Consider the following 26,052-nt stretch of genomic DNA (forward strand, 5'->3'; position numbering starts at 1 on the left):
AATAACCAACGGGAGTTGCTATGAATTTTACTCTGAGCAGTAAGCCCATTTCGGATACCAAAGCGGATTGCCTGGTTGTTGCCCTGCCGGAAAAAGGTGACTGGCCTGCTTCCACGACCCAAGCAAACGAAGCCCTGGGCGGACTGATCAAGACCCTGCAGAAGAACGGGGATGCTACCGGTAAAAATGCAACCACCCTGCTCGTTCCACTCGAAGGCCAGCCCTGGGCTCGCCTGCTGGTCGTTGGCACCGGCGCCGACAAGGATCGCTCCCCCGCCAACTACCGCAAATCGCTGATCGCCATGGCCAGCCAGATCAAGGATGGCCCGTCCAAACACGTACTGGTCGGCCTGAGCGACACCCTTGACACTGGTGACGACGCCACCAGTTCGGAAACGGCACGCCTGAACCTGATCGGCCGCACCCTGGAAGAGCAGTTCTACCGGTTCAGCGAATTCAAGAGCGAGAAACCATCACAACGCAAACTGACGAAGGTGACCGTTGCTGCCTCCTCCGCCGGAAAGGCCCTGAAGGACGCCTTCAATCTTGGTCTGGCAACCGGCCGTGGTATGAATTTCACCCGGGATTTGGGCAACACACCGCCGAATATCTGCCATCCCACCTGGCTGGCTGAGCAGGCTGAGAAACTGGCCAAAGACAACGACGTCATCAAGACCGACGTGCTGGACGAAAAGCAGATGCAAAAGCTGGGCATGCACAGCTTACTGTCCGTGTCTGCCGGCAGCGCCCAACCCGCCAAACTGATCGTAATGGAATACCGTGGCGGCAAGGCGAAAGACAAGCCTTACGTCCTCGTGGGCAAAGGCATTACCTTTGACACCGGCGGCATCAGCCTCAAGCCCGGCGAAGGCATGGATGAAATGAAGTACGACATGGGTGGCGCCGCCGCCGTGTTCGGCGCCATGAAAACCATTGCCGAGACCAAACCGAAAATCAACGTGGTTGCCGTAATCGCCGCCGCCGAGAACATGCCCAGCGGCACTGCGACACGCCCGGGTGACATTGTTACTTCCATGTCTGGCCAGACCATCGAAATCCTGAACACCGACGCAGAAGGCCGACTCGTACTGTGCGACGCCCTCACCTACGTCAAGAAATTCGACCCGGAAGTGGTCGTCGACATGGCCACACTGACTGGCGCCTGCATCATCGCCCTGGGCAGCCATGCCACCGGCCTGCTGAGCAACAACGACACCCTGGCCAACGAACTGCTGGCCGCTGGTGAACGCGCTGGCGACCGCGCCTGGCGCCTACCTCTGTGGGACGAATACCAGAGCCAGCTCGACAGCAACTTTGCTGACATGCAGAACATTGGTGGTCGCCCGGCCGGCACCATCACCGCTGCCTGCTTCCTGTCCCGGTTCACCAAGGACTACCCCTGGGCCCACCTGGATATTGCAGGTACTGCCTGGCTCTCCGGCAAAGCCAAAGGCTCGACTGGCCGCCCGGTACCCATGCTGGTCGACTACCTGATGTCCCATGCCGGAAAGTAATCCGGGCTCACAGGATGAACGGAACCAGTCCTACTGGTTCCACATCCTCGCCCAGAACACCCCTGCGGCTCGCAATCTCCATACCGCCAAACTGGTGGACAAGGCGCGCCAGCAGGGAGACCGCGTGGGCGTCGTCTGTGACACCATGCAACAGGCTCAGGAACTGGACGACCTGCTCTGGAACTTCAGCCCCGAGGCTTTTATACCCCACAGCATCGTGCCGGACTCCGCCACGACCTGCACTGATCCCGTTGGGATATTGCTTTGCCAACCGGTAGCGGAAGACTGGGACACGGTGATCATCCTCTCATCCACCCTGCCTGCGGACGCAGACCGGTTTAAACGATTGGCGCTGGTTGCCCATAACGACGAAACGGTGTTGAGTCAGGCACGATCGCATTTCAAGCAGTTACGGGCATTGGGAATTGAGCCTCGAGTGCATGACCAAAGGAAGCGGTGAGACGTAAAACAGGCTCACAATCATACCCAGGCAAAACCATTTGAACACAGCCGAGACAACTCGGACTCCATAAGGGTATGGGGGTAGTTTGAATTTCGGACAGCAAAAAGGTGTCTGAGCGCAGCGAGTTCTTTTTCTTTCTGAAATTCAAACTACCCCCATGCCCCCTGCACCCCAAGGTTCGCCGCAACCCAAGTGAGCATGTATAATCAGACGCCTTGAATTTCCCTTGTGAATCAACCAAACGGTCACCAGCAGAAACCCATGGAAAAAACCTACCAGCCAGAAAACATCGAGCACCAGTGGTACGAAAACTGGGAATCCAAAGGGTACTTCCGCCCCCGTTCAGAAAAGGCGGAGGGGGGCGAAGGCGAATCCTTCAGCATCGCTATCCCACCGCCCAACGTCACCGGCAGCCTCCACATGGGCCATGCGTTCCAGCACACCATTATGGACACGCTCACCCGCTTCAAACGTATGCAGGGCCGCAATGCCCTTTGGCAGGTAGGCACCGACCACGCCGGTATCGCCACCCAGATGGTGGTTGAACGCAAGCTCGCGGCGGAAGAAGACAAAACCCGTCATGACCTTGGCCGGGAAGAATTCATCAAGCGCATCTGGGACTGGAAGGCACATTCCGGTGGCACTATCACCGGCCAAATCCGCCGTCTGGGTAACTCGGTGGACTGGGACCATGAGCGTTTCACCATGGACGACGGTTTCTACAAAGCCGTGCAGGAAGTGTTCATCCGCCTGTACGACGAAGGCCTGGTCTACCGTGGCAAGCGCCTGGTCAACTGGGACCCGAAGCTGCATACAGCCATTTCCGACCTTGAGGTCGAGAACAAGGAAGAGAAAGGCTTTTTCTGGCACCTTCGCTACCCGCTGGCCGACGGCGAAAAGACGCAGGATGGCAAGAGCTATCTAGTGGTGGCGACCACTCGCCCGGAAACCATGCTTGGCGATACTGCCGTGGCCGTGCACCCGGACGATGAGCGCTACCAGCACCTGATTGGCAAATTCGTTGACCTCCCGCTGGTAGGCCGACGCATTCCCATTCTCGCCGACACCCACGCCGACCCTGAAAAAGGCAGTGGCTGCGTCAAGATCACCCCCGCCCACGACTTTAACGACTACGCCGTGGGCAAGCGCAACAACCTGGTAATGATCAACGTCATGACCCAGGACGCCTGCATCCGCGATGTAGCCGAAGTGGTTAACGCCGATGGCACTGAAAACACCGATGTGGACGGCAGCCTGCCGGCTGCGTACGCCGGCCTTACCCGCGAACAGGCCCGCAAGCAGATCGTGGCGGATATGGACGCCGAAGGCCTGGTACAGGAAGTGGAAGACCACGTGCTGAGCGTGCCAAGGGGCGACCGCTCCGGTCTGATCATCGAACCCATGCTGACCGACCAATGGTTTGCCGATGCCAAAACCCTGGCAAAGCCGGCGATCGAAGCGGTCGAAGACGGTCGTATCCAGTTCGTGCCCAAGCAGTACGAAAACATGTACTTCGCCTGGATGCGGGATATCCAGGACTGGTGCATCTCCCGCCAACTGTGGTGGGGCCACCGTATTCCCGCCTGGTACGACGCCGAGGGCAATATCTACGTCGGTCGTAGTGAAGAGGAAGTGCGCCGGAAACACAACCTTGCCGCCGACCTGCAGCTGAACCAGGACGACGACGTGCTCGACACCTGGTTCAGCTCCGCCCTGTGGACCTTCGGCACCCTGGGCTGGCCGGAAATCACCGAGCGGCTGAAAACCTTCCACCCCACCAACGTTCTCGTGACCGGTTTTGACATCATTTTCTTCTGGGTGGCCCGGATGATCATGATGACGATGCACTTCATGAAAAACGAGGACGGCACCCCACAGGTACCGTTCAAGACCGTGTATGTGACCGGCCTGATCCGCGACGAGCACGGCGACAAGATGTCCAAGTCCAAGGGCAACGTGATTGACCCACTGGACATGATCGACGGCATCGAGCTCGATGACCTGCTGGAGAAACGCACTGGCAACCTGATGCAGCCCAAACTGGCCGAGAAGATCGGGAAGCGCACCCGGAAGGAGTTCCCGGAAGGCATTACCGCTCATGGTACGGATGCCCTGCGTTTCACTCTCTCCGCTATGGCGACCACCGGCCGCGACATCAACTGGGACATGAAGCGCCTTGAAGGCTATCGTAACTTCTGCAACAAGCTGTGGAACGCTGCCCGTTACGTGCTGATGAACACCGAGGGCGAGGATTGCGGCGTCAACGGTGAGGCCGTGGAATTGTCGCTGGCAGACCGCTGGATCATCAGCGAGCTGCAAACCTGCGAGCAGGACGTGATCCGCCATCTTGACCAGTACCGGTTCGACCTGGCCGCGTACGCCCTGTATGAGTTCATCTGGAACGAATACTGCGACTGGTACCTGGAACTCTCCAAGCCGGCGTTGAACGACGACAACGCCAGTGCGGAAGCCAAACGTGGCACCCGCCGCACCCTGGTACGGGTGCTGGAAGCGGTCCTTCGCCTGGCGCACCCGATGATGCCGTTCATCACCGAAGAAATCTGGCAGCGCATCGCACCTCTGGCCGGTAAGAGTGGTGACAGCATTATGCTGCAACCCTTCCCCCAGCCAGATGCCAACAAGCAGGACTCTGCGGTTGCCGCCGATATTGAATGGCTGAAAGGCGTGATTGTCGCTGTTCGGAATATCCGCGGCGAGATGAACATCTCCCCGGCAAAAGCCATCCCGGTGCTTCTGCGTGGTAAAAACCCAGACGACAAACGCCGCTTGGACGAGAACCGACAGTTCCTATCATCACTGGCGCGCCTGGACAGCCTGGAATGGTTTACCGAAGGCGAAGCCCCCATGTCAGCCACCCAGTTGGTTGGCGAGATGGAAGTGCTGGTGCCCATGGCCGGTCTGATTGACAAGGATGCCGAACTCAAGCGACTGGACAAGGAATTGGAGCGACTGCAGAAAGAAGTTGGCCGACTGGAAGGAAAACTTGGCAACGAGAAATTCACTGCCAAGGCGCCCGCAGAGGTGGTAGAAAAAGAGAAGGAAAAGCTCAGCGATGCCCAGGGCAGCATGAGCCGGCTCAGCGAGCAACGGGCCGCCATCGAGGCCATGTAACCCATGGCCACGCCAGGGAATAATCAGGGGCTGTCCGGGAATGGCCGCATCGCCATTCTCGGAGCAGGCTCCATGGGCCAACTCTGGGCGGGCTACCTGCCCACCGGGACGGTAACGTTTATCCCTCGTCGCAAGGTTACCCCGGAAACAGGTAACCCCGCACTGACTTACACGTTCCGGCGGTTCGAAGGCCCGGAGGAAGTTGTCACAGTTCCCTACCTGCTCGCCACTGAGGCACCCCCCTCACTGTTGATGGTCACCACGAAGGCGGGCGATACGCTCGATGCCATTGAGTCCAACCTCCATTATGTTTCTCCGGACACCCCCATTGTCCTGTTCCAGAACGGCATGGGCTGCCAGCAAGCCGTCGCCGAGCGTTGGCCACAACGACCGATCCTGGCCGCCAGCACCACCGAAGGGGCGAACCGCCCAGCACCAGGCTGCACAGTCCACGCCGGCAAAGGCGAAACCTGGGTTGGCCCATTAACCAAGAGTGCGACGACGCATCTGACGCAGGTAGTAACGGCGCTTGGCACCAGCGGGTTGACGGTTCACGCAGAGCAAGACATTCAGAGGCGGCTGTGGGACAAACTGATCATCAATGCGGGTATCAATGCCTTTACGGCAATCCTCGACTGCCCGAACGGTGACATCCTCACGGACCCGTTCTACCGGGAACACATCGATGAGTTGTGCGACGAAATCTCGAAGGTGATGAAGGAGGATATTGGAAAAGCCCTGCCATCAATCACAATTCGCGAACGCATCGAAACGGTTGCCCGCAAAACGGCGCGGAATACCTCATCCATGCGCAGCGACAGGCGGCGGGGCCGCCCTACCGAAATTGACTTTATCAATGGGTATATCGTCGGGCGCGGGCATGCGCTGGGCGTTGATGTTCCGACAAACCAGATGCTGACAAACTGTATTAAACAGCTATCGCCATAGATCTCAGGAGCACACCCTTCAGATCCCGAATGTCAGACCCTGAACGCTTCCACGAGGCGCTGCAGGGATGCAGTCAGTTGTGACATTTCCCGTGACGATGCCAGGGTTTCCTCGGCGTTATCTGCCGTTTTCTCACCCAGGACACTGATCTGTTCAACGTTGGTATTGACGTTTTTCGCCACGGCAGACTGCTCCTCGGCCGCCTGTGCGATCTGGTGGCTCATATCAACAATGGTCGAAATCCCCTGGGCAATCCGGTCCAGCGCTTCCGTCACTTCCGCCGATTTCTTCACCGTGGTTTCAGTCACGTCATGGCTGTTGGTCATGGCCGCAACGGCTTCCTTCACGCCGCTCTGCAACCGGGTGATCATACCCTCGATTTCCTCAGTCGATTTGTGGGTACGCTGTGACAGTGAACGTACTTCGTCTGCCACCACCGCAAAACCACGGCCCTGCTCACCGGCGCGCGCAGCCTCGATGGCCGCATTCAATGCCAGGAGATTGGTCTGCTCCGCAATCGCCTTGATTTCGACCAGAACCTGGCTGATGTTATCGCTGTCGGCGTTTACCCGGTTGATGACATCAACCGCGCCGGAGATTTCGGTGGCAAGACGGTTGATGGTGGCGACGGTATCCGCAACCACTCCGCGGCCTCTCTCGGTATCCTCTTCAGCCGCGCCAGCGCTATCAGACACGCGATGAGCACTCTCAGTGACCTCATTGACCGCTTCCACCATCTGGTTCATGGCTTCGTTGATCTGGCCAGACTCCTCCATCTGCCGCGCAACGGCCTCACTGTTCGCAGCCGCGGTATCGTTGACACGAGTGGCCTGCCGATCGACGTCCGATGTAGTGCTGCTCACTGAGCGGATCAATTCGGCAATCCGGTCCGTCATGTTGTTGAACTCGGTAGTCAGTTCACCCAATTCATCACGATTATCCAATTGGATGTGAGTCGTCATATCGCCCTCAGCCACGGACCTTGCTGCCGTGCTGAAACGATTAATAGCCGTGCGTACCGACATAAAGAAGCCGACGTAGAGGTAAACCACCACCAACAGGACAATTACCAATGCGGCAATAATCAACTGCCGTTGCTGCAGCTCGCCCTCCAGGCGTGAGTTCAGGTTTGCGCCAACGACGTCAAAAATTCCAGCCTTGAGCGCATCGTAATGGGCAAGCTGGTTTTCGATGGTGCGGTTGAAATCCCGCCAGGGTAACTCGAGGCGCATGGGCGTGATGATGTTAGCATCCAGCTCGTCACGCACAACCACCAGACTCTCGAGAATGCCCTCGACAGCATCACCTGTCGTTTTCTCCAGGGTCGGCGATGCGTCCATCGATACGGTCAGTGCAGGCCCGAGCAGTGATGCGCGGTTGGTCAGTTCGTCATAGATTTCATTAAGAGCGTCACTGAGGTTGTAACCGACCTGCCCGTCGATGAGCGCAAAGGTCCCGAACGTCCTGGCCCGGCCAATGATGCTGCGGGCATCCGGCAGCGACTCACGCAAAAGCCCCAGAAGCAGCAGGTTTTCCCGGGATGCGTCCTGCCCCAGGCCGGAAATTTCAATGGTCGCGGACAAGAGCGCCCGCACTTTCTGGACGAACTCCTGATAATACTTGAACTGGGGGTCGATATTGCCCTGATAACTGTCAGTCGATTTGAGTGTTTGCCACTCTTCCACCAGCATCGCCACCTGCTGGGACCAGTTACCGGACTCATCAAAACGAGCCTCTGCGTTAACCAGTTCCTCAAGAATTCTATCAATCGTTTCTGACGACTCTGCCGACTGTGAGAGCAGTTCATTGTCATCCTTGATCTTGCCGGGGGCACGAAAATCCCGGTATGCCATGGACTCTGCCAGCAGCGTATCCACCTTTTCGAGCTGCTCCAATCCCTCCACGCCCCGGGTCATGGTATCAACCGACCGGTTCAGTTCACTGATAACCAACCAGGAAAGGGCAATAATGGGAAGCAGGAACAACACACTGATCAGGCTGAATTTGTAGAACATCGGCAGCCGATTCATCAGCGCTACTGCAGGCTTGATAAGCTGGTTCACGTGTACCCCCACAGAAAGCATCGAAAGGATGGAACTTTATTCTATTTGTTTATATTGTCGACTAAAGTACTACAAACTTGAGTGTTTTTCGGCGTAAAAATGTAATTTTTGTCAAAATGTCGTGATCAGCGCACACCGGCAATAACCAGCAGCGCAAGGATGCAGATCCAGACCAGCATGCTTCGGTTCAGCAAATCCCGGATGGCCTCCAGGCTGCGACCACCAAAGCCCGCCCATTCGTCCGGATGGATCTTTGAGAACCGTTCCGGGTCCAGTGCATAGCCCGTCAATGCCGCGCTCGCAGCGCCCATCAATAGCTGGTTGGTTCTGAGGCTAAAATCAAACAGTCTTCGTTTCCCTTCTTTCATCCAACCGGCAAGATCACCTGCGACTCCAAACGTGAAGGACAGTAGTCGTGAGGGAAGCCAATTGAGTATCTCCGCCAGCGCGGCAAACCCTGGTCTCGCTGCCACCTGCGGCCAGTGATCCCTTAACGCGACAACTCCCCTCGCAAAGAAGGCAGCCGCAATACCGCCAACGGCATACCAGAAAGCGACCAGAAAAAAACGCTCGAAGACGCTGACCATCAGCGTTCGTGACAAAGCCAGATGCATCTCATCGGGCGACGTTGCCGCGCCCCGTTCGTCAGCCGGTAAAATATCCATAACGTGATGCCAAGCGGACTGCATGTCGCCCCTGGCCCAGGATTCACTGTAAACCTCCAGGCGCGCCCGCCAACCCGGCGCACCCATCAACAACACCATCAACAAAAACTCCAATGGATACGCGGCCATGCGCCAGCCAATGGTGTGCAGATAGTACTCCCCGGCGGCCAGAATCAGCGAGGGCACAAGAATAATAACCAGCCCCTTCCATAGGCCTGCCTCGTTACCAGACCTTTCAGCGCCTCCCCGGTTAAACGCGGAACGCCACAACGGCTCAGAAGACCAGGCGTTGGCCGCATCCAGCTTGCGTCTCACCAGGTAAGCGAGCAGAAACACCACCAATACCATCAGTTATCCGCTCCGTTGCCATGCCCTGTACCAAGCAGTTGCCGATATCGGGGCCAGTCAAAAGCCGGGCCTGGATCGGTTTTGCGACCGGGTGCGATATCGCTGTGCCCGGTGATCCTCTCTGGCGTGATGGCCGGCCACGATTTCATGATCAATGCTGACACGTCAGCAAGCACCTCATACTGAGCTGCGGTGTATGGAATGTCATCCGCACCCTCCAGCTCAATGCCGATCGAATAATCGTTGCACTCTTCCAGGCCCTGAAAGCAGGACCGCCCGGCATGCCACGCGCGCTCCAACAAGCTGACGAACTGAAGGCATTCACCATCCCGGCGGATCAGCAGGTGTGACGAAACCTTCATATCGGCGATGGTCTCGAAATAGGGGTGCTCTGAGGGGGACAGTTGGTTGCAGAAAAACCGTTCGATGGCATCGCCTCCGAACTGCCCGGGAGGAAGGCTGATGTTATGAACAACCAACAGGGATATTGCCGCCCCGTCGGGGCGTTTGCCAAAATTTGGAGACGGGCACCAATGGGCGCCGGCTACCCGACCGGTCGTCCGTAATCCGGCGACAGCCGGTGGCGACAGGTCAATGGTGTTGCGCGAAGGGATGGTTTCAGACAATGTGGTTCCAACAGGCCGGGGCGAACAGACCGGTCCACCGATGCGTTCGCCGTTGTTGCTTTGATGCCCCTGATTGAAGCACAAAGTCTCCGGTCTTGCTATACGATCAGTCCTTGCGGCTACTGCGAAGGTTGTCGATGATGGATTCCAGCGCCCGGTCGAATATCAGGCCGTCGTCCAACATGGAGATCTCATCCGCAGCGAGCGCCAGTGCGAGGTTTTCACGCTGATATTCCGCCACCTTGGCACCACTGCGATTAACGAAGATGTACTTGCCCGTCGCCTTGATAAACGCGGCCAGCTTGCAGCGTGTTTTGTTGCCATCACGGGTCAGCTCAACCCAGGAGCCAACACGAAGGCCATCAGCCCGCTCCAGCCATTGAAGCTCGACATTTGCGCCGGAGCTCCCGGCCAATTCCTCTGCGGCCGGCTCTTCAGGGCTTGGCACGGGGCTAGCAGATACAGACGTGGTGGCATCCGAGGGCTCGGAGGCGCCTGCCATTACGCCCTCAGTCGTTCGCTCCACTTTCTCTGGAGCTTTGGGCGCGGTATCCGACATATCCCTGGAGACCACAGACGGTTCCGCCTCCACCTTTTGGGGCGCAGCCTGAGGTTCAGGTTCGGGCGCCACAGCAGGGCGGGTTGTGGTGACAAGGCGCTGGAACACGTCCACGTGGGCCAGTTCAAGGTCTCTTATGGCGGCGTCGGTGGCAAACGGGTCCCACGAAATTTCCTGTAGGGCGTTTCTCAGACCGTCCACGATTCCCGGAATCGACCGCAGCAGCTCGCTGCGAGTGTTGTCGTTGATGGGCCTGGGATCAACACTCCATACGAGCTGCCGGGTAAGGTCACATGCCTCATCCCAGCGCTCACTGTCTTCACCCTCACGCAGCACAATCCACTGTAGATACTTTGCCCACGCCTCATTCAACAGTGTGACGACCGGAGGAGACAGATCCCGACCGGTAATCTGTTCGTTCAGCAGGTTCTCAGACGCTTTGGATGCCCGCTCCTGCTTGGCCCTGCCTTCCTCAGCATCACGCAGACGCTGCTCCACGAGCTCCCTGCGACGACGGTCCAAATCCATGAAATGGCCGAAATCGCTGAGCAACTCACTGAAAATATCGACGTTGTCGGTAAACTCGTTGAGCACGCGATCAACCACCGACTCGATCTTGTCTCGTAGCGGATCACGCTGGCCGGCCTTTTTCTCGGTCCAACCGATAGCAGACATGGCCAGCTCATTCAGCAGCTTCCGTACCGGATGTCCGCCCCGGTTAAAGAAATTGTTGTCGCTCAGCGCCACCTTGAGTACGGGAATCTGAAGGCGCCCGATCACGGACTTCATCACCGGATGGAGCTGACGGTCTTCCAGGATAAAATCAAACAACATCGACACGAGATTGATGACGTCGCTGTCCACTTGGCCGACATCATGTTTCTTCCCGGTTTCCGACCGGAACACCTGCTGTAGTTGCTCTGACAGAGGCACAACCTCACCCTGCCCCCAATGGACTGACTGAGACTGGATTTCGTGAAGCCGCGTCATCAGTGTACGGGTGTCGAGCGCGCCGGCGCTGGGCACACCACTGTTTTCTGTGCCGTACTCGCTCGAACTCTGCCCCTGGTGCAACAGAGCGCTCAGTTCAGAAAACGTTGCCCGCACATCGTCGGACGGCGTCGTGAGCGGCCCCGACGCATCTGACTCCGAGCTCGCTGACAGCGTCCCAGCAGTCCGCCCCCCAGCCGGGGCGGATTTGCCAGACGCGCCCTGGCCACCGACCGGCGGGCGACGCATGTCGGGCAGCACCCCTTCGGCGATCAGGGTTTTGTTGGCATCCTTGTAGAAATCACCCAGAACCCCCACCAGTAAGCGGTCGAACAGTTTAAGCACCACCAGCTTGGCACGGATATCGATATCCAGATCGGAACAGGCTTCCGCAACTCCTCCGCAGATCACCTCCGGGCTCAAGGGCATCTGGCTATCTTCCAGACGCACCGAGGGCAGCAGGTGAGCAACCCGCACATTCAGCAGGCGTATAACCTCCGCGTGTTGGTTGCGCAGTTTGTTGATCAGGTTGTCGATGGCGACCTGCTGCTCCAGATCGGAATGGTCCAGCAACGCCAGCGAGTCCTGGTCCACCTCATCCAGGGTGCCACTGCCACCACCCGGCTTGAACGAGCCGATGTCATTGAACGCGCGGCTGACGTACTGCAGCACCGACACGGTCATGTTCTTGCGCCGCAGCCTCAACTCACGCATGGCGTCAAAGTACGCGGTCTGATCCTGGTTGGTTCCAGCCTTGTCCGCCAGCTCAAAAAGCGCGTCGTCCGCCTTGTCGAAAAAACCAGACAGTACAGACTTCAGTGACTGACCCGATACGTCACGCAGGCGCACCAGAGAGCCCGGCAGGGAAAACCTGTCAGGAAGCTTCTGGCCTTTGAGACTTACAACCTTGTTATCCTGCGCCATTCGGCTGCTCCGGGTGATAGCTGGAGAAATGTGTTATTGCACATCTTAGGCCTTACCCACGTCACCTTGTGTCAGAATTTGTCACCTTTTGTGTCTAAGTGATGGTTGTCACAGTTTAGCACCCCCACCTTTCCACGTTTGGCGAATCTGGCTGTGGCCTATAGAATCACAACCGCACACCCAACGTGCCTCCAAACCGCCACTGAACAACCGGAAATTCTGCCATGATTCCAGCCGAACTGCTCCGCCAGTCCCGCATTGAAACCGTTGCACAAAGCCTGCGTGAAGACATTGGAGATGGCGACATTACTGCCATGCTGATTCCACAAGCGCGCATCAGTCGCGGACATGTCATTACCCGGGATGCCGCAACCATTGCCGGACGCGCATGGGTTGAGGAGGTGTTCCGGCAGGTGGACCCGGGGGTCACCCTGAGCTGGCAGGTGCAGGACGGAGACGAGGCAAGCCCCGGCCAATCGCTGTTTTCCATGGAAGGCCCGGCTCGCAGCCTGCTCACCGCCGAGCGCTCAGCCCTGAACTGGCTGCAGTTGCTGTCCGGCGTTGCCACCACATGTGCCGGCCATGCCCGCCGTGTCGCCCATACCGGTGTTCAGCTACTGGATACCCGCAAGACCTTGCCTGGCCTGCGACTGGCGCAGAAATACGCGGTCACCTGCGGTGGCTGCCATAACCATCGCATTGGTCTGTGGGATGCCTTCCTGATCAAGGAAAACCACATTGCCGCCTGTGGCTCCATTGCGGATGCCGTCAGAGAGGCCCGCCGACTTGCCCCTGGCCGGCCGGTGGAAGTGGAAACCGAAAATCTGGAAGAACTGGATCAGGCCCTGGCCGCAGGCGCGGACATCATCATGCTGGATGAATTCTCACTGGAGGATATGCGCCAGGCGGTTATTCACACGGCTGGCGCCGCAAAGCTGGAAGCGTCCGGCGGCGTCAACAGCGAGACACTGGTGCCGATTGCCGAGACCGGTGTCGACTATATCTCTATCGGAGCACTGACCAAGGATGTCAGGGCGGTGGATCTGTCCATGCGCCTGGACACTCACGACTGATTCGGCCGGAGGCCCGGTTCACACGCTCAGGGTTGATTATACGCTCAGGGCTGTCCGGACAGCAGGCGGTCCATTTCTTCCAGCTTGCTAATCAGGGCGGCCCCGGACTCTTCCCTGCCCCGGAAGTGCTCTTCCGCCATCGGTGCCATACCTGACACCTGAGGCAGGGGCTGACCGCCCTCAATCAACACTTTCATGCGGCTGACAAAGACGAACTGCAACCACTGGGTAAACTCCAGCGTGTCCACGGCAAACGGCTGGGCACTCTGCAGCGCCTCTGGCGATGGCGGCTCACTCTCCCACGCATCAATTCGCCGCAACTCAATCTCTATCTGAAGCAGGCTGTCCGCGACACGGGTGGTATGGTCGGACGAATTCGCCATAGATACGCTCACTCTCAATCTGCCAGGGGTTCCAGTTCAACGGTTTCGCCATGAAGCACTCGGTACAGGTCTTCATACTGCCGTGTCAGCGGATGTTTCGGTGCCATATGAATCAACGGTTGCCGGCTCTGGTGCGACTCCTTCATCTTCACCGAGCTGGACAACCTCACCGGCAATACGGGCAGGCCCTCGTCCATCAGCTCACGCACCAGCTTCTTTGGCAGGCTGGCGCGGGGCTGGAACTGGTTTGCGACAATACCTTCGACCACGAGGTCTTCGTTGTGGTCTTCCTGCAGCTCCTGAATCTCGTGAAGGATGCTGTAGAGAGCCTGACGGGAAAAATCATCGCAATCGAAAGGAATAAGGCATCGCTGCGCCGCAATCAATGCGGATCGAGTGTAGAAATTGAGCGCCGGCGCCGTATCAATGTAGATTTCGTCAAACGACTCACCGAGTTTCTTCAGCGCTTCTCTCAGCTTGTAAATCTTGTGCTTGGCTTCCAGTTTGCGCTCCAGAAAATCCAGTTCCGGGCTGGAAGGCATAACAAACAGGTTGTCGAAGGGAGAGGCGTGGACAAACTCGTCAGCGCGCCGATTAAACACGGTAAACGCCACCGTCTGCTCAAGGTAGTCGGCAATGGTATCCTTGAGCTCGCCCGCAGGCCTACCCAGCAGGTAGTGGGTGGAATTACCCTGGGGATCAAGATCGACAACCAGTGTTCGTTTGCCCCGGGCGGCGCTGATCGCGGCCAGGTTACAGGTGATACTGGACTTGCCGACGCCACCTTTCTGGTTAAACACTACTCGTCTCATGCTGCTTCCTCTGACAGTTTCCCTGCGAATATAACGCCCTACCAGCCCAACACCGACTTAACGAACGGGATCGTCAGTCGTCGCTGGGCGCGTAATGAGTTTTCATCCAGGCGATCCAGAATGGCCAGCAGATCGGCCAGTTTCCGGGGTGCTCGCCTGAGTATGAATACGGCCACATCATCACTGAGGACAAGGCCGCGCTGCTCCGCCCTCGCCATCAGTATCCTCAGGCGATCATCGTCGCGATAGATGCCCAATTGAATGGTCAGGCCATGACTCAACCGGGACACCAGGTCCTGCAACCCGAATGGCAACGACGCCGGCAGTTCCGACAGGCTGACGACCATCAGGTGCCCATGGTCATTCACCCGATTGTACAGATGGAAGATGGCCTCTTCCCAGTTTTCCTGGCCCGCAATGAGATCCAGGTCATCCAGGCAGATCACTGACTGTCCTTCCAGCCCTGAGAGCGAGTCGGGACCCAGAGGAAACAACTCCTCCATGCTGACACAAACCGCACTCTGTTGGTTTTGCTCCGCCAGATGACAGACCGCCTGCAACAGATGGCTTTTGCCAGTGTCTGCGTCGCCACAAACGGCGATGACGGGTACAACACCAACCTGCTCGCAGGCAGACTTAAGTCTTGCCGCGGCATCGGCATTCCGGCCACCATGAAAATTATCAAAACGGGCGTCGTCTCGAAGCTTGACCCCCAACACCAGCTGTGACGCACTCACTGCCTCTTTGCCCTCCATGCCCTCAGACTCCATACGCCGATATAGTGCGCACCGCTGAAAATGGCTGAGGCCGCCACCAGCAGAATGCCAACGTCCATAACCCACGGTTGCATCGGCAAATCCGCCAGCAGAATGATGATCGCGAGGGCGACCAGAATCTGGATCAGGGTGTTAAGTTTACCGGGCAGGCTCGGCTGCATTTCAAAGCGACCGACACCGTAATGAAACGCCAGCCCACCACACACGATCAGGAGATCCCGGCCCAGCACCAACCAGAACAGCCAGGCCGGGAGTACGCCAGTTATAGCCAGCATCAGATAGGTGGTGATCAGCAGTGCCTTGTCCGCCAATGGGTCGGCAATGGCGCCAAGCCGGGTTCGCCAGTTGTAGTGACGAGCCAGGAAACCATCAAAGGCATCCGTTGCGGATGCCAGAAAAAATATCACCAGGGCAAAACGATATTCCTTGGCCATAAGGGCTGCCGCAAAAGGAGCAATCAGCAAAATGCGCAAAAACGTCAGCGCATTTGGAATCCAGCGCCAGCGGTGCGTCATGACATGACTCCCCTAATACCGAACACCGCGATATTATTCCCCGTCTTCCGACTCGACGATGGAGGCAGGCTGCCAGCGGTAATGAAGCACCTGATAGAGTGACTCGAACGCCTGTTCTGACTCTTCCTCGTTTGCCAGTAGAGGCTGGTAAACGAACAGCGGGTTGGCGGAGGCCGCAGCGCTCTCCGTGCTCTGTTCCGCCAGTGCAATACCGCCTTGCGGGGCCTGCTGCACCGATTGGGCCTGCGCCTGACCACCGGGTTGACGCTCATCACCTGTGGGCATGCGTGAGACCTCGGCGTCTGAAAGCGGAACCAGCCGCGGGTCCAGGGCAATGTACTGCTTCAGCTGCTCCATCTCCCCTGAAAAGGCAACCCTGAGCGTCAGTTGGTCCTTCCGCGCTCTGGTGGCACCCGCATCGACCACGGGCGACAGGTTTTTGAGAACCCCATTCACACGGGCGTAATCCTTCAGATTGCTGACTCCATGCACAACGATGTCCACCTGTGGAGACTCGCCGACATCACTGCCCGCAACCGCATAACGATCTGCAAACATTTCCGCCCAGCGCCCGACAACGGCAGCAGCCAGAGCTTGCGGCGTATCGGCGGTCACCGATTGCTCCGTACTATCCAGCCCCATACCGTCAAACACCCATCCGGCACGCCACTGTGATCCGGAACGGCTGACCCGTACCACCGACATCAGGTCATGCTCCATATCCTCGGACGATCTGCGAACACTGGATGTAAACTGTCCCCATATGTCCGACAACAGTTCACGGTCGTCCCGGTATCTTGCGGGAGGAAGCCCCACCGGCAAACCCCGGTCAACCGCCGCGTCCTGAAAAACGCGACGCCACTGTTCATCGGCGCCCGTCCCGGTACTGTCGTTTCCCTGATGGACCAGGGTACGGCGCCCGCCTTCTTCGACCGCGATCCAGGCCAGCGTCAGCGGCCTATTCGCGCCCCACACCGGTGCATCCGCGGACGCCAGCGCACGGTTGACGCCGACCGCACCGAAGCTCATCCGTAGCCTGTGATTTCCCGTATCGGAGCGTAAGAACTGGTAGGACTGAAGCAGCGATTCGGCGTTCGCCAGGAGTTCTTCAACGCCTTCGTTGCGCAGCACGTCGCGGGTGCCGGAAACGCGCACAAACACCCGGCTCAGGCCGTCCGCATAGCCCTGCTCAAGTTCCTGAGGCTGCGAGCCAGCGACGGGCACTTCCACCGAGTAAAGGCCGGTAACGGTAACAGCTGCCGCTGGCGCGGCCATCAGCGCCAATACTCCAAACAACCGGAGTGACTGACGGACTATCCGCACTGCCTGCATCGAGATTTTTCCTGAGTCTGGCATGAAACACCCTGCGATTCGTCTTAATGGCGCATAGGATACACCAAGCCCCCTGGTGTGAGTAGCTAACCGGGATTGCAGAAAGTCAATCCGGTGCCACACTGCCTTTAAGGGTGACAAACGGGGCAATTCATTTGGAGCGCCGTTCCGCACCTGTTAAAATCCGCCGCCTGTCCCACTGTCCAAACGGTTAAACACACCATGAGCGAACAGAAGCCCTCCCTCACCTATCGTGATGCCGGCGTTGATATCGATGCTGGTAACGAACTCGTCGACCGCATCAAGAATACCGCGGCGCGCACACGTCGCCCGGAAGTCCTTGGCGGCCTCGGTGGCTTTGGCGCCATGGTGGCTATTCCCCCTGGCTACAATGAGCCGGTGCTGGTATCAGGCACCGACGGCGTCGGCACCAAGCTTCGACTTGCGATGCAACTCCAGAAGCACGACACCATTGGCATTGACCTTGTGGCCATGTGTGTCAACGACCTGGTAGTAGGCGGTGCGGAACCCCTGTTCTTCCTGGACTATTACGCTACCGGCAAGCTGAATGTCGACGTGGCCGCCCAGGTTGTCGACGGCATTGGCGCTGGCTGTGAACAGGCCGGCTGCTCCCTGGTGGGCGGCGAGACGGCGGAAATGCCGGGCATGTACGAAGGGGACGACTACGATCTGGCCGGTTTCTGTGTGGGTGTGGCAGAGCGCAGCGAGATCATTGATGGCAGCCGCGTGCAGGCTGGCGACGTTCTGCTCGCCCTGGGTTCTTCCGGCCCGCATTCCAATGGTTACTCCCTGATCCGCAAGATCCTGGAAGTCAGTAACGCTGACCTGAACCAGACGGTTGCCGACGTTACCCTCGCGGATGCCCTGATGGCGCCCACCCGCATTTATGTGAAAAACCTGCTCCAGCTCGTCCGCGAAGTGGACGTTCGTGCGCTGTCCCACATCACTGGCGGCGGCCTTCCGGAGAACATTCCCCGGGTTCTGCCTGATGGCATGGTTGCAGCCATCGATACGGACAGCTGGCAGCTACCCCCGGTGTTCCAATGGCTGAAGGATGCCGGCGGCGTTGCCAGTGAAGAAATGTACCGCACCTTCAACTGTGGCGTCGGTATGGTTGTATGCATCCCTGCAAACCAGCGCGAACTGGCCCTTGATACGCTGAACGCTCTGGGTGAAAAAGTCTGGCAGGTCGGCATCATTGAAGCCTCTGACGACGCCACGGCCTCTGCATCAGTACGTTATGCGCCAGGGCTGTTGTCGGCATGAAGGCAGATTCCGTAACCGCCCCACGCATCCTGGTCCTGGCTTCCGGCAGCGGCACCAACCTTCAGGCTCTCATCAACGCCAGCCGGGAGCGGGACTTTCCCGGCCAGATCGTTGCGGTAGGGTGCAACCGCCCTGGCGCCTTCGCTCTGGAGAGGGCAGCCCAGGCCAACATCGACACCTTCACCGTGGATCACACCCATTATGGTTCCCGCGAGGAGTTCGACGGCGCACTGATGGCGGAGATTCGCCGTCACAACCCGGACCTGATCGTCCTGGCAGGCTTCATGCGCATCCTGACCACGGATTTCGTGCGGGCACTGCGTGGCACCATGCTGAACGTGCACCCTTCCCTTCTGCCCAAGTACACCGGGCTGAAGACCCATCAGCGTGCACTGGACGCTGGCGAAACAACCCACGGCGTGTCCATTCATTTTGTCACCGAAGAACTGGATGGCGGGCCGGTGGTTGCCCAGGCAGAAGTGAGCATATCCCCGGACGACACCCCGGAATCCCTCGCCGAGAAAGTCCAGGAGAAAGAACACGTGCTTTACCCGATCGTCGTGCGCTGGTTCTGTGAGGGGCGCATTCAACTGGGCACCGACTATGTAGTGTTCGACGGTCAGCCACTGAATCGACCGGTGGTACTTCCGGACGAGAACTCAGCAGCCTCGGCCTGAGTAAACTTATCGTCATCTCCGGAAGCAACCAGTCACGCTAGACTGTTCAGTGACAGATCTGCCATTGCAACCGGAGGAGTCGCATGCCCCTGAAATTCAGCCTCACAGCGTTGCCCGCCCTGTTAACCGGGGCGCTGCTTCTCGGAGCCTCGCTCGCACAAGCCTCGGACGAGCAGGAGGACGTTACCCTCCAACCCATGAAGCTCAGCTACAACGCCTCCCTGGACAAGGGCATCTCCCTCAATGGTGACGCCCGCCGCATCCTGGAACAGCGGGACGATGGCACCTGGCATTTCAGAACCGACGTGGATTCCTTTGTTGCGGACATTGACGAATCGCTGATCTTCCGCTGGGAAGACAATCAGGTGGTTCCCCTGCGTTACCGCTACAAGCTCTCCGGCCTCTTCATCCGGGACCGTGAGGAAGCGATCGATTTTGACTGGGAAAATAACGTAGTCAGTGGGCATCACGAAGGCGATAAGTTTTCGATGAAGCTGGAGAAAGGCGCCATGGACCCCATGGGCTATCAACTGCAGCTAAGCCAGGACATCAAGGCCGGCAAGCGCGAGATGGAATACCGCGTCATCGACAAGGGCGACTACGACACCGACAAATTCGCCGTCGTTGACGAGGAAACCGTGCGCATCAACGGCAGCGAAATTCGCACACTCAAGGCCGAGAAGGTTCGCGACAGTGAGAGCAAACGCGAGTCGCTGATGTGGTTCGCGCCGGAGCGTGACTATCTGCTGATTCGCTTCCTCCAGGTGGAACCTGACGGCAGCGAGTACGAACTGACCATCAGCGACGCCAAGGTGGGCCGCTAGAGCGGTGAGTTACGGGCTGGCCGTCGCCCAGACAGCCTTCACTTCATCCGCGATGATTCGCAGCCCCTCCGCCACGCGCTCATCGTCCTGTGAGTAGGTCACCCGCAGGCATTCGTGGCGGTGCTTCCAGCCGTCTTCCGGCAAACCGGGGAAGAAGTAGTGCCCCGAGACCACCAGCACGCCCCGCGCTTTCAGCCGCTGATACAGCTCCAGACTGCTGATCGGCAGCCCCGGAAACCAGAGCCAGAGAAACATGGCGCCTTCAGGTTTATGGACGTACCAGCGACAGCTGTCCTCGCCCATGGCATCCCGGAACACCGCCACCGCCCGTTCCATTTTCGCCTTGTAGAACGGGCAGACCACATCCCGGCTGAGCGACAGAATCTCTCCTGAGCGCACCAGAGGCTCCGCCAGCATGGCGCCAAAACTGCCGGTGGCAAGGTTCATGATGGCATTGATGCCCGACAAGGCCTTGATCACCGGCTCCGCCGCAATAACGATGCCCGTACGCACGGCCGGCAGGCCGAACTTGGACAGGCTCAGACACAGGATCACCTGGTCGTTCCAGTGGGGTTTCGCATCCACAAACAGCAGGCTTGGAAACGGTGTACCGTAGGCTCCATCCACAATCAGCGGGATGTCGTGCTGGCGGGCCATGGCTTCCAACCGGGACAGCTCTTCGTCGGTGACCACATTTCCAGTGGGGTTCGTGGGCCGGGAAACGCAGATGGCGCCGGTTTCAGCCGTTACCTCAACCGCATCGAAATCCACCCGGTATTTGAACTCATGGGCGTCGGTGAATGAGATATCCGGCTGCACGGCGTGGAACAGCCCGGGCTCAATACCGGCATCGGCATAGCCTATGTACTCTGGCGCCAGTGGCAACAGGACATGCTTGTGCACCCCATCACCATAGTCACCACCAAACATATTGAACAGCATGAAAAACGCGGCCTGACTGCCATTGGTCAGGGCAATATTTTCCGGCTTCAATCCCCAGCCATACTCACGATTCAGAAGCTCGGCCAGGGAGGCAATGAACTGCTTCTCACCCTGGGGCGGGTCATAAATACCAACCAGCCTGCGCGTATCACCATCACTTTGGGCCATGTCGGCCAGTATCTGCTGGACCCGAGCCTGGATCTCGGGAATATGACCGGGATTGCCCCCACCCATCATGATCATGTCGTCGCCGGACGCCAGGGCGTTGCCAAGGTCATCCATCAGGGAGGTGATGCCCGCATCCGCGGTAAATTTCCGACCAAAGGAAGAGAGTTTCATGACGCTTTTCTGTACCGGATTAGAACGGATTGTCACCCAAGTGTAGGCCAGAGCCAGCAGCGCTGCCGGTCAGTCGCTCAGCGAGATGCCCAGGTTGCTCACACCGTCGTTGGCGGCATCGCCGTGGATGCGTTCAACAAACTGGCTGGTGGGCGTGCGCTGGCGTTTGAGGGCCAGGATCAGGTCGCGCTGGAATACCTTGTCTTCTTTCATCAGCGGGTGCTGGTCCAATAGCCTGACCAGCTCATCTTCTTCCAGATCTTCACCTTCAGAAAGCTCAACAAAGTTCATGACGGTCGCGGTGGCCATCTGGGAGGCGTCGGTTGCACGGTGCTTGCCCGGATTGAGCCGGTTCAGCAACGCCTGTTCCAGCAACTGGCAAAAATCAAAGGCGGGATAGACACCGTAAGCGTCATAGGCGTTCACATCTGGCGACAGCGATTCGAGTTTCGCCAGCAATTGGGGAATGGCCGCTTCGGAAACGTCCTTTTGCAGCATTTCCCAGCCAAGATCGAGCAATTGGCGCATTTTCGCACCGGTTTTGAGCCCAACGGCGTCCGCAAACAGGGCGTAATTGGGGAAGGAGCGCTCAGCGAGGGCCATCAGGAAGGTAAATTCCCGCCAGCCCTGCAGTTGTGAGACAGCTTTCAGAAACTGATTGGCGTTCACTGTGGCTCTCTCCTGACGATGTCACTTACCGGAATCGCCCCTGCGGCACTGCCACTCATGTTCGCGGCAGGGTCACGCCTGTTTGCCCCAGGTACTTTCCGCCCCGGTCTTTGTAGCTGGTGTCGCAGATTTCATCAGACTCGAAGAACAGCATCTGGGCGACGCCTTCGTTGGCGTAGATTTTGGCCGGCAGGTTGGTGGTGTTGGAAAATTCCAGGGTGACCTGCCCTTCCCACTCGGGTTCCAGTGGTGTGACGTTGACGATGATGCCACACCGCGCGTAGGTGGATTTGCCCAGGCAGATGGTCAGCACACTGCGGGGGATACGGAAGTATTCCACGGTGCGCGCCAGGGCAAAGGAGTTGGGCGGGATGATGCAGACGTCGCCGGTGTAGTTGACGAAGCTGTTTTCATCGAAGTTCTTCGGGTCCACGGTGGCGGAGTGGACGTTGGTGAAGATTTTGAATTCGTTGCTGCAACGGACATCGTAGCCGTAGCTGGATGTGCCGTAGGAGATTACGCGGCCTTTTTCGGTTTCGCGGACCTGATCGTATTCAAAGGGTTCGATCATGCCCTGATCCCGGGACATCCGGCGAATCCAGTGGTCGGATTTGATGCTCATGGGTGACGTCTCGTATCCATAAAAAAGAGAGGCGGTAGTTTACCTGTTCACTTAATGGCTGTCGAAGGCCTAGTCGCTAATTTTGACAGGTCTCTCCGATGCGGCCTTAGGGGCTGCAGCTATGGAAAGAACGGGTTCGAAACACGCCGTGGATACGTCCATGTAGGCTTGAGAAAAACATCCATGTTTTTCACAGTTTCAAACCCGTTCCTTCCACAGCTGCGATCACACTTTGGTGGGGCTCGCCTAGTGTTCGGTTACGGAAACACTGGAGATAGAGCCCGTCAGGTTTCTTTCACGGGTGGACAGTTCTGCGCCAACCCGGCGAGCGATATCCTTGTAGCGCCTTGCCACTTCCGAATCGGGTTCCGCCACCACAGATGGGGTGCCGCCGTCGGTCTGTTCACGGATGGTCAGGTGCAGCGGGAGTTGGCCCAGCAGCGTGGTGTCGTATTCTTCGGCGATGCGTTCGCCGCCGCCGTGGCCGAAGAGGGGTTCTTCATGGCCGCAGTTGCTGCAGATGTGGACGCTCATGTTTTCCACCACGCCCAGTACAGATATGTCCACCTTGCGGAACATTTCGATGCCTTTTTTGCCGTCCAGCAGGGCGATGTCCTGGGGTGTGGTGACGATGACGGCACCGTTTACCGGGACTTTCTGGGCGATGGTGAGCTGGATGTCACCGGTGCCCGGGGGCATGTCGAGGATAAGGTAGTCCAGTTCGTTCCACAGGGTCTGTTGCAACAGTTGCATGACGGCGCCGCTGACCATGGGGCCGCGCCAGACCATGGGGGTTTTCTCGGTGACGACGAAGGCCATGGAGTTGGCCTGAAGGCCGTGGGCTTCCATAGGGACGAAGTATTTGTTTTCCCGGGTGTCGGGGCGTTTGCCTTCGGGCACGCCCAGCATCATGCCGATGCTGGGGCCGTAGATGTCCGCGTCGAGAATGCCGACACGGGCGCCTTCGGCTTGCAGCGCCAGGGCAAGGTTGACGGCGGTGGTGGATTTGCCCACGCCGCCCTTGCCGGAGGCCACTGCGATGATGTTCTTGACGCCGGGAACGGACTGGATGTCTTTCTGGCCTTTGTGGGAGTGGATTTTCTGTCCCACGTGGACATCCACGCCTTCAACGCCATCGACGTTATCGAGGGCGTTGGTGAGCAGCTCTTTCAGGGCGCCGGCGATGCCTTTGGACGGGTATGGCAATTCGATCATCACGGTGACCTTGCCGCTGTCGTCCGCGGTCAGGGATTTCACCGCACCCAATTCATACAGGTCCTTGCCCAGGTAGGGGTCGCGGTACTGTTGTACGGCGGTTTCCAGTGCCTGCTGTGAAATCTGTGCCATCGGAATCTCCGGTCTAACGTCACGCGCATTTATTAGCGCGGAAACAGGTGTTTCGGGTGAAAATTATCTGCTCGGAAGGTATCATTTGTGCCCGTTTCTGGCCATAAGGGTTCTTTACCCGGAGCAAGGCCGGCAAACGCGAACGCCCAACTCCTGACGAATGAAGGTTCGGACCACAACATGACGCAAGCGAGTTCAAAGCAACAGCGCGATATTCTGGTAACCAGCGCCCTGCCGTACGCCAATGGCCCCATCCACCTGGGCCATCTGCTGGAATACATTCAGACGGATATCTGGGTGCGCTATCAGAAAATGCGTGGCCAGAACTGCTACTACGTTTGTGCGGACGATGCTCATGGTACTGCTATTATGCTCCGTGCCGAGCGGGAAGGCATCTCCTCCGAGAGCCTGATCGACCGTATCCGGGACGAGCACCAGCAGGATTTCGGCGGCTTCCACATCCGCTTCGACAACTATTACACCACTCATTCCGAGGAGAACCGCCAGTTCTCGGAATACATTTATCGCCAGTTGCAGGAAAACGGCCACATCGCCACCCGCAAAATTACCCAGGCGTTCGATCCTGAAAAGAACATGTTCCTGGCGGACCGGTTCATCAAGGGCACCTGCCCCAAGTGCAAGACCGAAGACCAGTACGGCGACAACTGCGAAGCCTGTGGCGCCACCTATACCCCGGCTGAGCTGATCAATCCCCGCTCGGCGGTCTCCGGTGCCACGCCGGTGGACAAGGAATCCGAGCACTACTTCTTCCGCCTGCCGGAATTTGCGGACTTCCTCGCGAACTGGACCCGCAGCGGTACGCTGCAACCCCAGGTGGCCAATAAACTGGCCGAGTGGCTGGATGCGGGTCTGCAGGAATGGGACATCAGCCGCGATGCGCCCTACTTCGGCTTCGAGATTCCGGATGCACCCGGCAAGTACTTCTACGTCTGGCTCGACGCGCCCATTGGTTACCTCGCCAGTTTCAAGAACCTGTGCAACCGGGAAGGCATTGATTTCGAGCATTTCTGGAAGGCGGATTCCACCGCCGAGGTGTACCACTTTATCGGCAAGGACATTATCAATTTCCACGCCCTGTTCTGGCCGTCCATGCTGCACAGCGCCGGGTTCCGCACACCCAGTGCCGTCTGGGCCCATGGTTTCGTGACGGTAAATGGTAAGAAAATGTCCAAGTCCCGGGGCACGTTCATCATGGCCCGGACCTATCTGGACCATCTGAATCCGGAATACCTGCGCTACTACTTCGCCGCCAAACTCACCGGCAGCGTCGACGATATGGACCTGAACCTGGAAGACTTCGCCGCGCGGGTGAACTCGGACCTGGTGGGCAAGGTGGTCAACATTGCCAGTCGCAGCGCCGGGTTCATCACCAAGCGCTTTGATGGCCAACTCGGTACCGTCACCGAACATGAAAAGCTGAAAGAGTTTATCGAGGCCGGCGATGAGATCGCGGACTTTTTCGAGGCCCGGGAGTTCGGCCGCGCCATGCGTCGAATCATGGAACTGGCTGACATCGCCAACCAGTACGTGAATGACGAGCAGCCCTGGGTCATTGCCAAGCAGGACGGCCAGGACGACAACCTGCAGGCCATCTGCACCAACGCCATCAACATGTTCCACCTGCTGATGACTTACCTGGCGCCGGTTCTGCCGGAAACCGCCAAGGCTTCAGAGGCGTTCCTGAATGCGCCGCTGGACTGGAACAAGCGCGAGCAACGGCTTGAGAATCACGGCATCAACAAGTTCAAGCCGCTGATGAACCGCGTGGATATGGCTCAGATCGAAAAAATGCTGGACGCGTCCAAGGAAGAAATGCCCGCAGCGACAGGACAGAAGACCCCGGAAGCCAATCTCGAGCCGATTGCCGATGAAATAGAATTCGGGGATTTCGCGAAGGTGGATCTTCGGGTCGTCAAGATTGTCAAAGCCGAACACGTGGACGGCGCCGACAAGCTGCTTCGCCTTACCCTTGACGTTGGAGAGGGCGAGCGCAACGTTTTTGCCGGCATCAAATCGGCGTACAAACCTGAGGACCTCGAAGGACGCCTGACGGTGATGGTGGCCAACCTCAAGCCCCGAAAGATGAAATTCGGAATGTCAGAGGGCATGGTGCTGGCGGCCGGCCCCGGCGGAAAAGACATTTTCATCCTGTCACCGGATTCGGGCGCCACGCCCGGCATGCGGATTATGTAATGGCGCGC

22 protein-coding genes are annotated in these 26,052 nt (G+C 58.2%); 9 read left to right on the forward strand and 13 right to left on the reverse strand.

Features of this window, described 5'->3' with window-relative positions; translation table 11 throughout:
• The first annotated feature begins 20 nt into the window (after positions 1-20).
• The 4 genes from ACTRWH_RS16130 (at position 21) to ACTRWH_RS16145 (ending at position 6,057) form a co-directional block, all read left to right on the forward strand.
• Positions 21-1,514, forward strand: a complete 1,494-nt coding sequence (locus ACTRWH_RS16130; RefSeq protein WP_462826636.1) for a leucyl aminopeptidase — start codon at positions 21-23, stop codon at positions 1,512-1,514.
• Positions 1,501-1,974 (forward strand): DNA polymerase III subunit chi, encoded by a 474-nt coding sequence (locus ACTRWH_RS16135; RefSeq protein ID WP_075195264.1) that lies wholly within the window; start codon positions 1,501-1,503, stop codon positions 1,972-1,974. Before ACTRWH_RS16130 ends, ACTRWH_RS16135 begins: the two co-directional genes overlap by 14 nt.
• A 264-nt stretch (positions 1,975-2,238) precedes the next feature.
• Positions 2,239-5,109: a valine--tRNA ligase gene (locus ACTRWH_RS16140; protein ID WP_462826637.1), complete on the forward strand. Its 2,871-nt coding sequence runs from the start codon at positions 2,239-2,241 to the stop codon at positions 5,107-5,109.
• A gap of 3 nt (positions 5,110-5,112) precedes the next feature.
• Positions 5,113-6,057: a 2-dehydropantoate 2-reductase gene (locus ACTRWH_RS16145; protein WP_462826638.1), complete on the forward strand. Its 945-nt coding sequence runs from the start codon at positions 5,113-5,115 to the stop codon at positions 6,055-6,057.
• A gap of 32 nt (positions 6,058-6,089) precedes the next feature.
• On the opposite strand, the gene ACTRWH_RS16150 is transcribed toward ACTRWH_RS16145, so the two are convergent.
• The 4 genes from ACTRWH_RS16150 to ACTRWH_RS16165 all read right to left on the reverse strand — a co-directional run bounded on the left by ACTRWH_RS16150 (position 6,090) and on the right by ACTRWH_RS16165 (position 12,232).
• Positions 6,090-8,141, reverse strand: a complete 2,052-nt coding sequence (locus ACTRWH_RS16150; RefSeq protein WP_177190653.1) for a methyl-accepting chemotaxis protein — start codon at positions 8,139-8,141, stop codon at positions 6,090-6,092.
• A 104-nt stretch (positions 8,142-8,245) separates the two neighbouring features.
• Positions 8,246-9,133 carry a histidine kinase gene (locus ACTRWH_RS16155; protein WP_462826639.1) on the reverse strand — a complete coding sequence of 296 codons (888 nt, stop codon included), beginning with the start codon at positions 9,131-9,133 and terminating at the stop codon, positions 8,246-8,248.
• Entirely contained in the window at positions 9,133-9,759 is a 627-nt protein-coding gene (ampD, locus tag ACTRWH_RS16160) for a 1,6-anhydro-N-acetylmuramyl-L-alanine amidase AmpD (RefSeq protein WP_336146192.1), read from the reverse strand. Before ampD ends, ACTRWH_RS16155 begins: the two co-directional genes overlap by 1 nt.
• A 106-nt stretch (positions 9,760-9,865) precedes the next feature.
• Positions 9,866-12,232, reverse strand: coding sequence for a DUF1631 family protein (locus tag ACTRWH_RS16165; protein ID WP_462826640.1), 2,367 nt, complete (start codon positions 12,230-12,232; stop codon positions 9,866-9,868).
• 224 nt (positions 12,233-12,456) lie between these two features.
• Between ACTRWH_RS16165 and nadC the strand changes: the two genes are divergently transcribed.
• A complete protein-coding gene (nadC, locus tag ACTRWH_RS16170) occupies positions 12,457-13,305 on the forward strand; it encodes a carboxylating nicotinate-nucleotide diphosphorylase (protein ID WP_036206707.1) in 849 nt (282 codons plus the stop codon).
• Between the two features lie 44 nt (positions 13,306-13,349).
• On the opposite strand, the gene ACTRWH_RS16175 is transcribed toward nadC, so the two are convergent.
• Genes ACTRWH_RS16175 through ACTRWH_RS16195 form a run of 5 tightly spaced genes read right to left on the reverse strand, consistent with a single transcriptional unit; the run spans position 13,350 to position 17,123 of the window.
• Positions 13,350-13,688, reverse strand: a complete 339-nt coding sequence (locus ACTRWH_RS16175; protein WP_036206702.1) for a YqcC family protein — start codon at positions 13,686-13,688, stop codon at positions 13,350-13,352.
• Positions 13,689-13,702: 14 nt separating this feature from the next.
• Entirely contained in the window at positions 13,703-14,500 is a 798-nt protein-coding gene (locus tag ACTRWH_RS16180) for a ParA family protein (RefSeq protein ID WP_036206700.1), read from the reverse strand.
• Positions 14,501-14,538: 38 nt separating this feature from the next.
• Positions 14,539-15,255, reverse strand: a complete 717-nt coding sequence (hda, locus tag ACTRWH_RS16185) for a DnaA regulatory inactivator Hda (RefSeq protein WP_075195269.1) — start codon at positions 15,253-15,255, stop codon at positions 14,539-14,541.
• The gene (locus ACTRWH_RS16190; protein ID WP_036206696.1) at positions 15,234-15,791 is read right to left on the reverse strand and encodes a CDP-alcohol phosphatidyltransferase family protein; all 558 of its coding nucleotides are present in this window, start codon (positions 15,789-15,791) and stop codon (positions 15,234-15,236) included. The genes hda and ACTRWH_RS16190 overlap by 22 nt, the downstream gene beginning before the upstream one ends.
• 33 nt (positions 15,792-15,824) lie before the next feature.
• Complete coding sequence (locus ACTRWH_RS16195) at positions 15,825-17,123, reverse strand: DUF2066 domain-containing protein (RefSeq protein WP_305937060.1); 1,299 nt, start codon at positions 17,121-17,123, stop codon at positions 15,825-15,827.
• Positions 17,124-17,345: 222 nt separating this feature from the next.
• On the opposite strand from ACTRWH_RS16195, the gene purM reads away from it, so the two are divergent.
• From purM to ACTRWH_RS16210, 3 genes are all read left to right on the forward strand, one after another.
• The gene (purM, locus tag ACTRWH_RS16200; protein WP_036206692.1) at positions 17,346-18,410 is read left to right on the forward strand and encodes a phosphoribosylformylglycinamidine cyclo-ligase; all 1,065 of its coding nucleotides are present in this window, start codon (positions 17,346-17,348) and stop codon (positions 18,408-18,410) included.
• Positions 18,407-19,087, forward strand: a complete 681-nt coding sequence (purN, locus tag ACTRWH_RS16205; protein ID WP_075195271.1) for a phosphoribosylglycinamide formyltransferase — start codon at positions 18,407-18,409, stop codon at positions 19,085-19,087. Before purM ends, purN begins: the two co-directional genes overlap by 4 nt.
• 83 nt (positions 19,088-19,170) lie before the next feature.
• The gene (locus ACTRWH_RS16210) at positions 19,171-19,911 is read left to right on the forward strand and encodes a DUF3108 domain-containing protein (RefSeq protein WP_075195272.1); all 741 of its coding nucleotides are present in this window, start codon (positions 19,171-19,173) and stop codon (positions 19,909-19,911) included.
• 9 nt (positions 19,912-19,920) lie between these two features.
• Here the strand turns inward: ACTRWH_RS16210 and ACTRWH_RS16215 are convergent, their stop codons facing one another.
• The 4 genes from ACTRWH_RS16215 to apbC all read right to left on the reverse strand — a co-directional run bounded on the left by ACTRWH_RS16215 (position 19,921) and on the right by apbC (position 23,830).
• Positions 19,921-21,192: a valine--pyruvate transaminase gene (locus ACTRWH_RS16215; protein WP_462826641.1), complete on the reverse strand. Its 1,272-nt coding sequence runs from the start codon at positions 21,190-21,192 to the stop codon at positions 19,921-19,923.
• Between the two features lie 69 nt (positions 21,193-21,261).
• Positions 21,262-21,861 carry a YjaG family protein gene (locus ACTRWH_RS16220; protein ID WP_007155425.1) on the reverse strand — a complete coding sequence of 200 codons (600 nt, stop codon included), beginning with the start codon at positions 21,859-21,861 and terminating at the stop codon, positions 21,262-21,264.
• Positions 21,862-21,916: 55 nt separating this feature from the next.
• Positions 21,917-22,483: a dCTP deaminase gene (gene dcd, locus ACTRWH_RS16225; protein ID WP_085681099.1), complete on the reverse strand. Its 567-nt coding sequence runs from the start codon at positions 22,481-22,483 to the stop codon at positions 21,917-21,919.
• A 246-nt stretch (positions 22,484-22,729) separates the two neighbouring features.
• Complete coding sequence (gene apbC / locus ACTRWH_RS16230; protein WP_462826642.1) at positions 22,730-23,830, reverse strand: iron-sulfur cluster carrier protein ApbC; 1,101 nt, start codon at positions 23,828-23,830, stop codon at positions 22,730-22,732.
• Between the two features lie 180 nt (positions 23,831-24,010).
• On the opposite strand from apbC, the gene metG reads away from it, so the two are divergent.
• Entirely contained in the window at positions 24,011-26,044 is a 2,034-nt protein-coding gene (metG, locus tag ACTRWH_RS16235; RefSeq protein WP_075195276.1) for a methionine--tRNA ligase, read from the forward strand.
• Positions 26,045-26,052 lie beyond the last annotated feature (8 nt).

It is taken from the genome of Marinobacter sp. G5_S1_61_S3 (assembly GCF_054968585.1).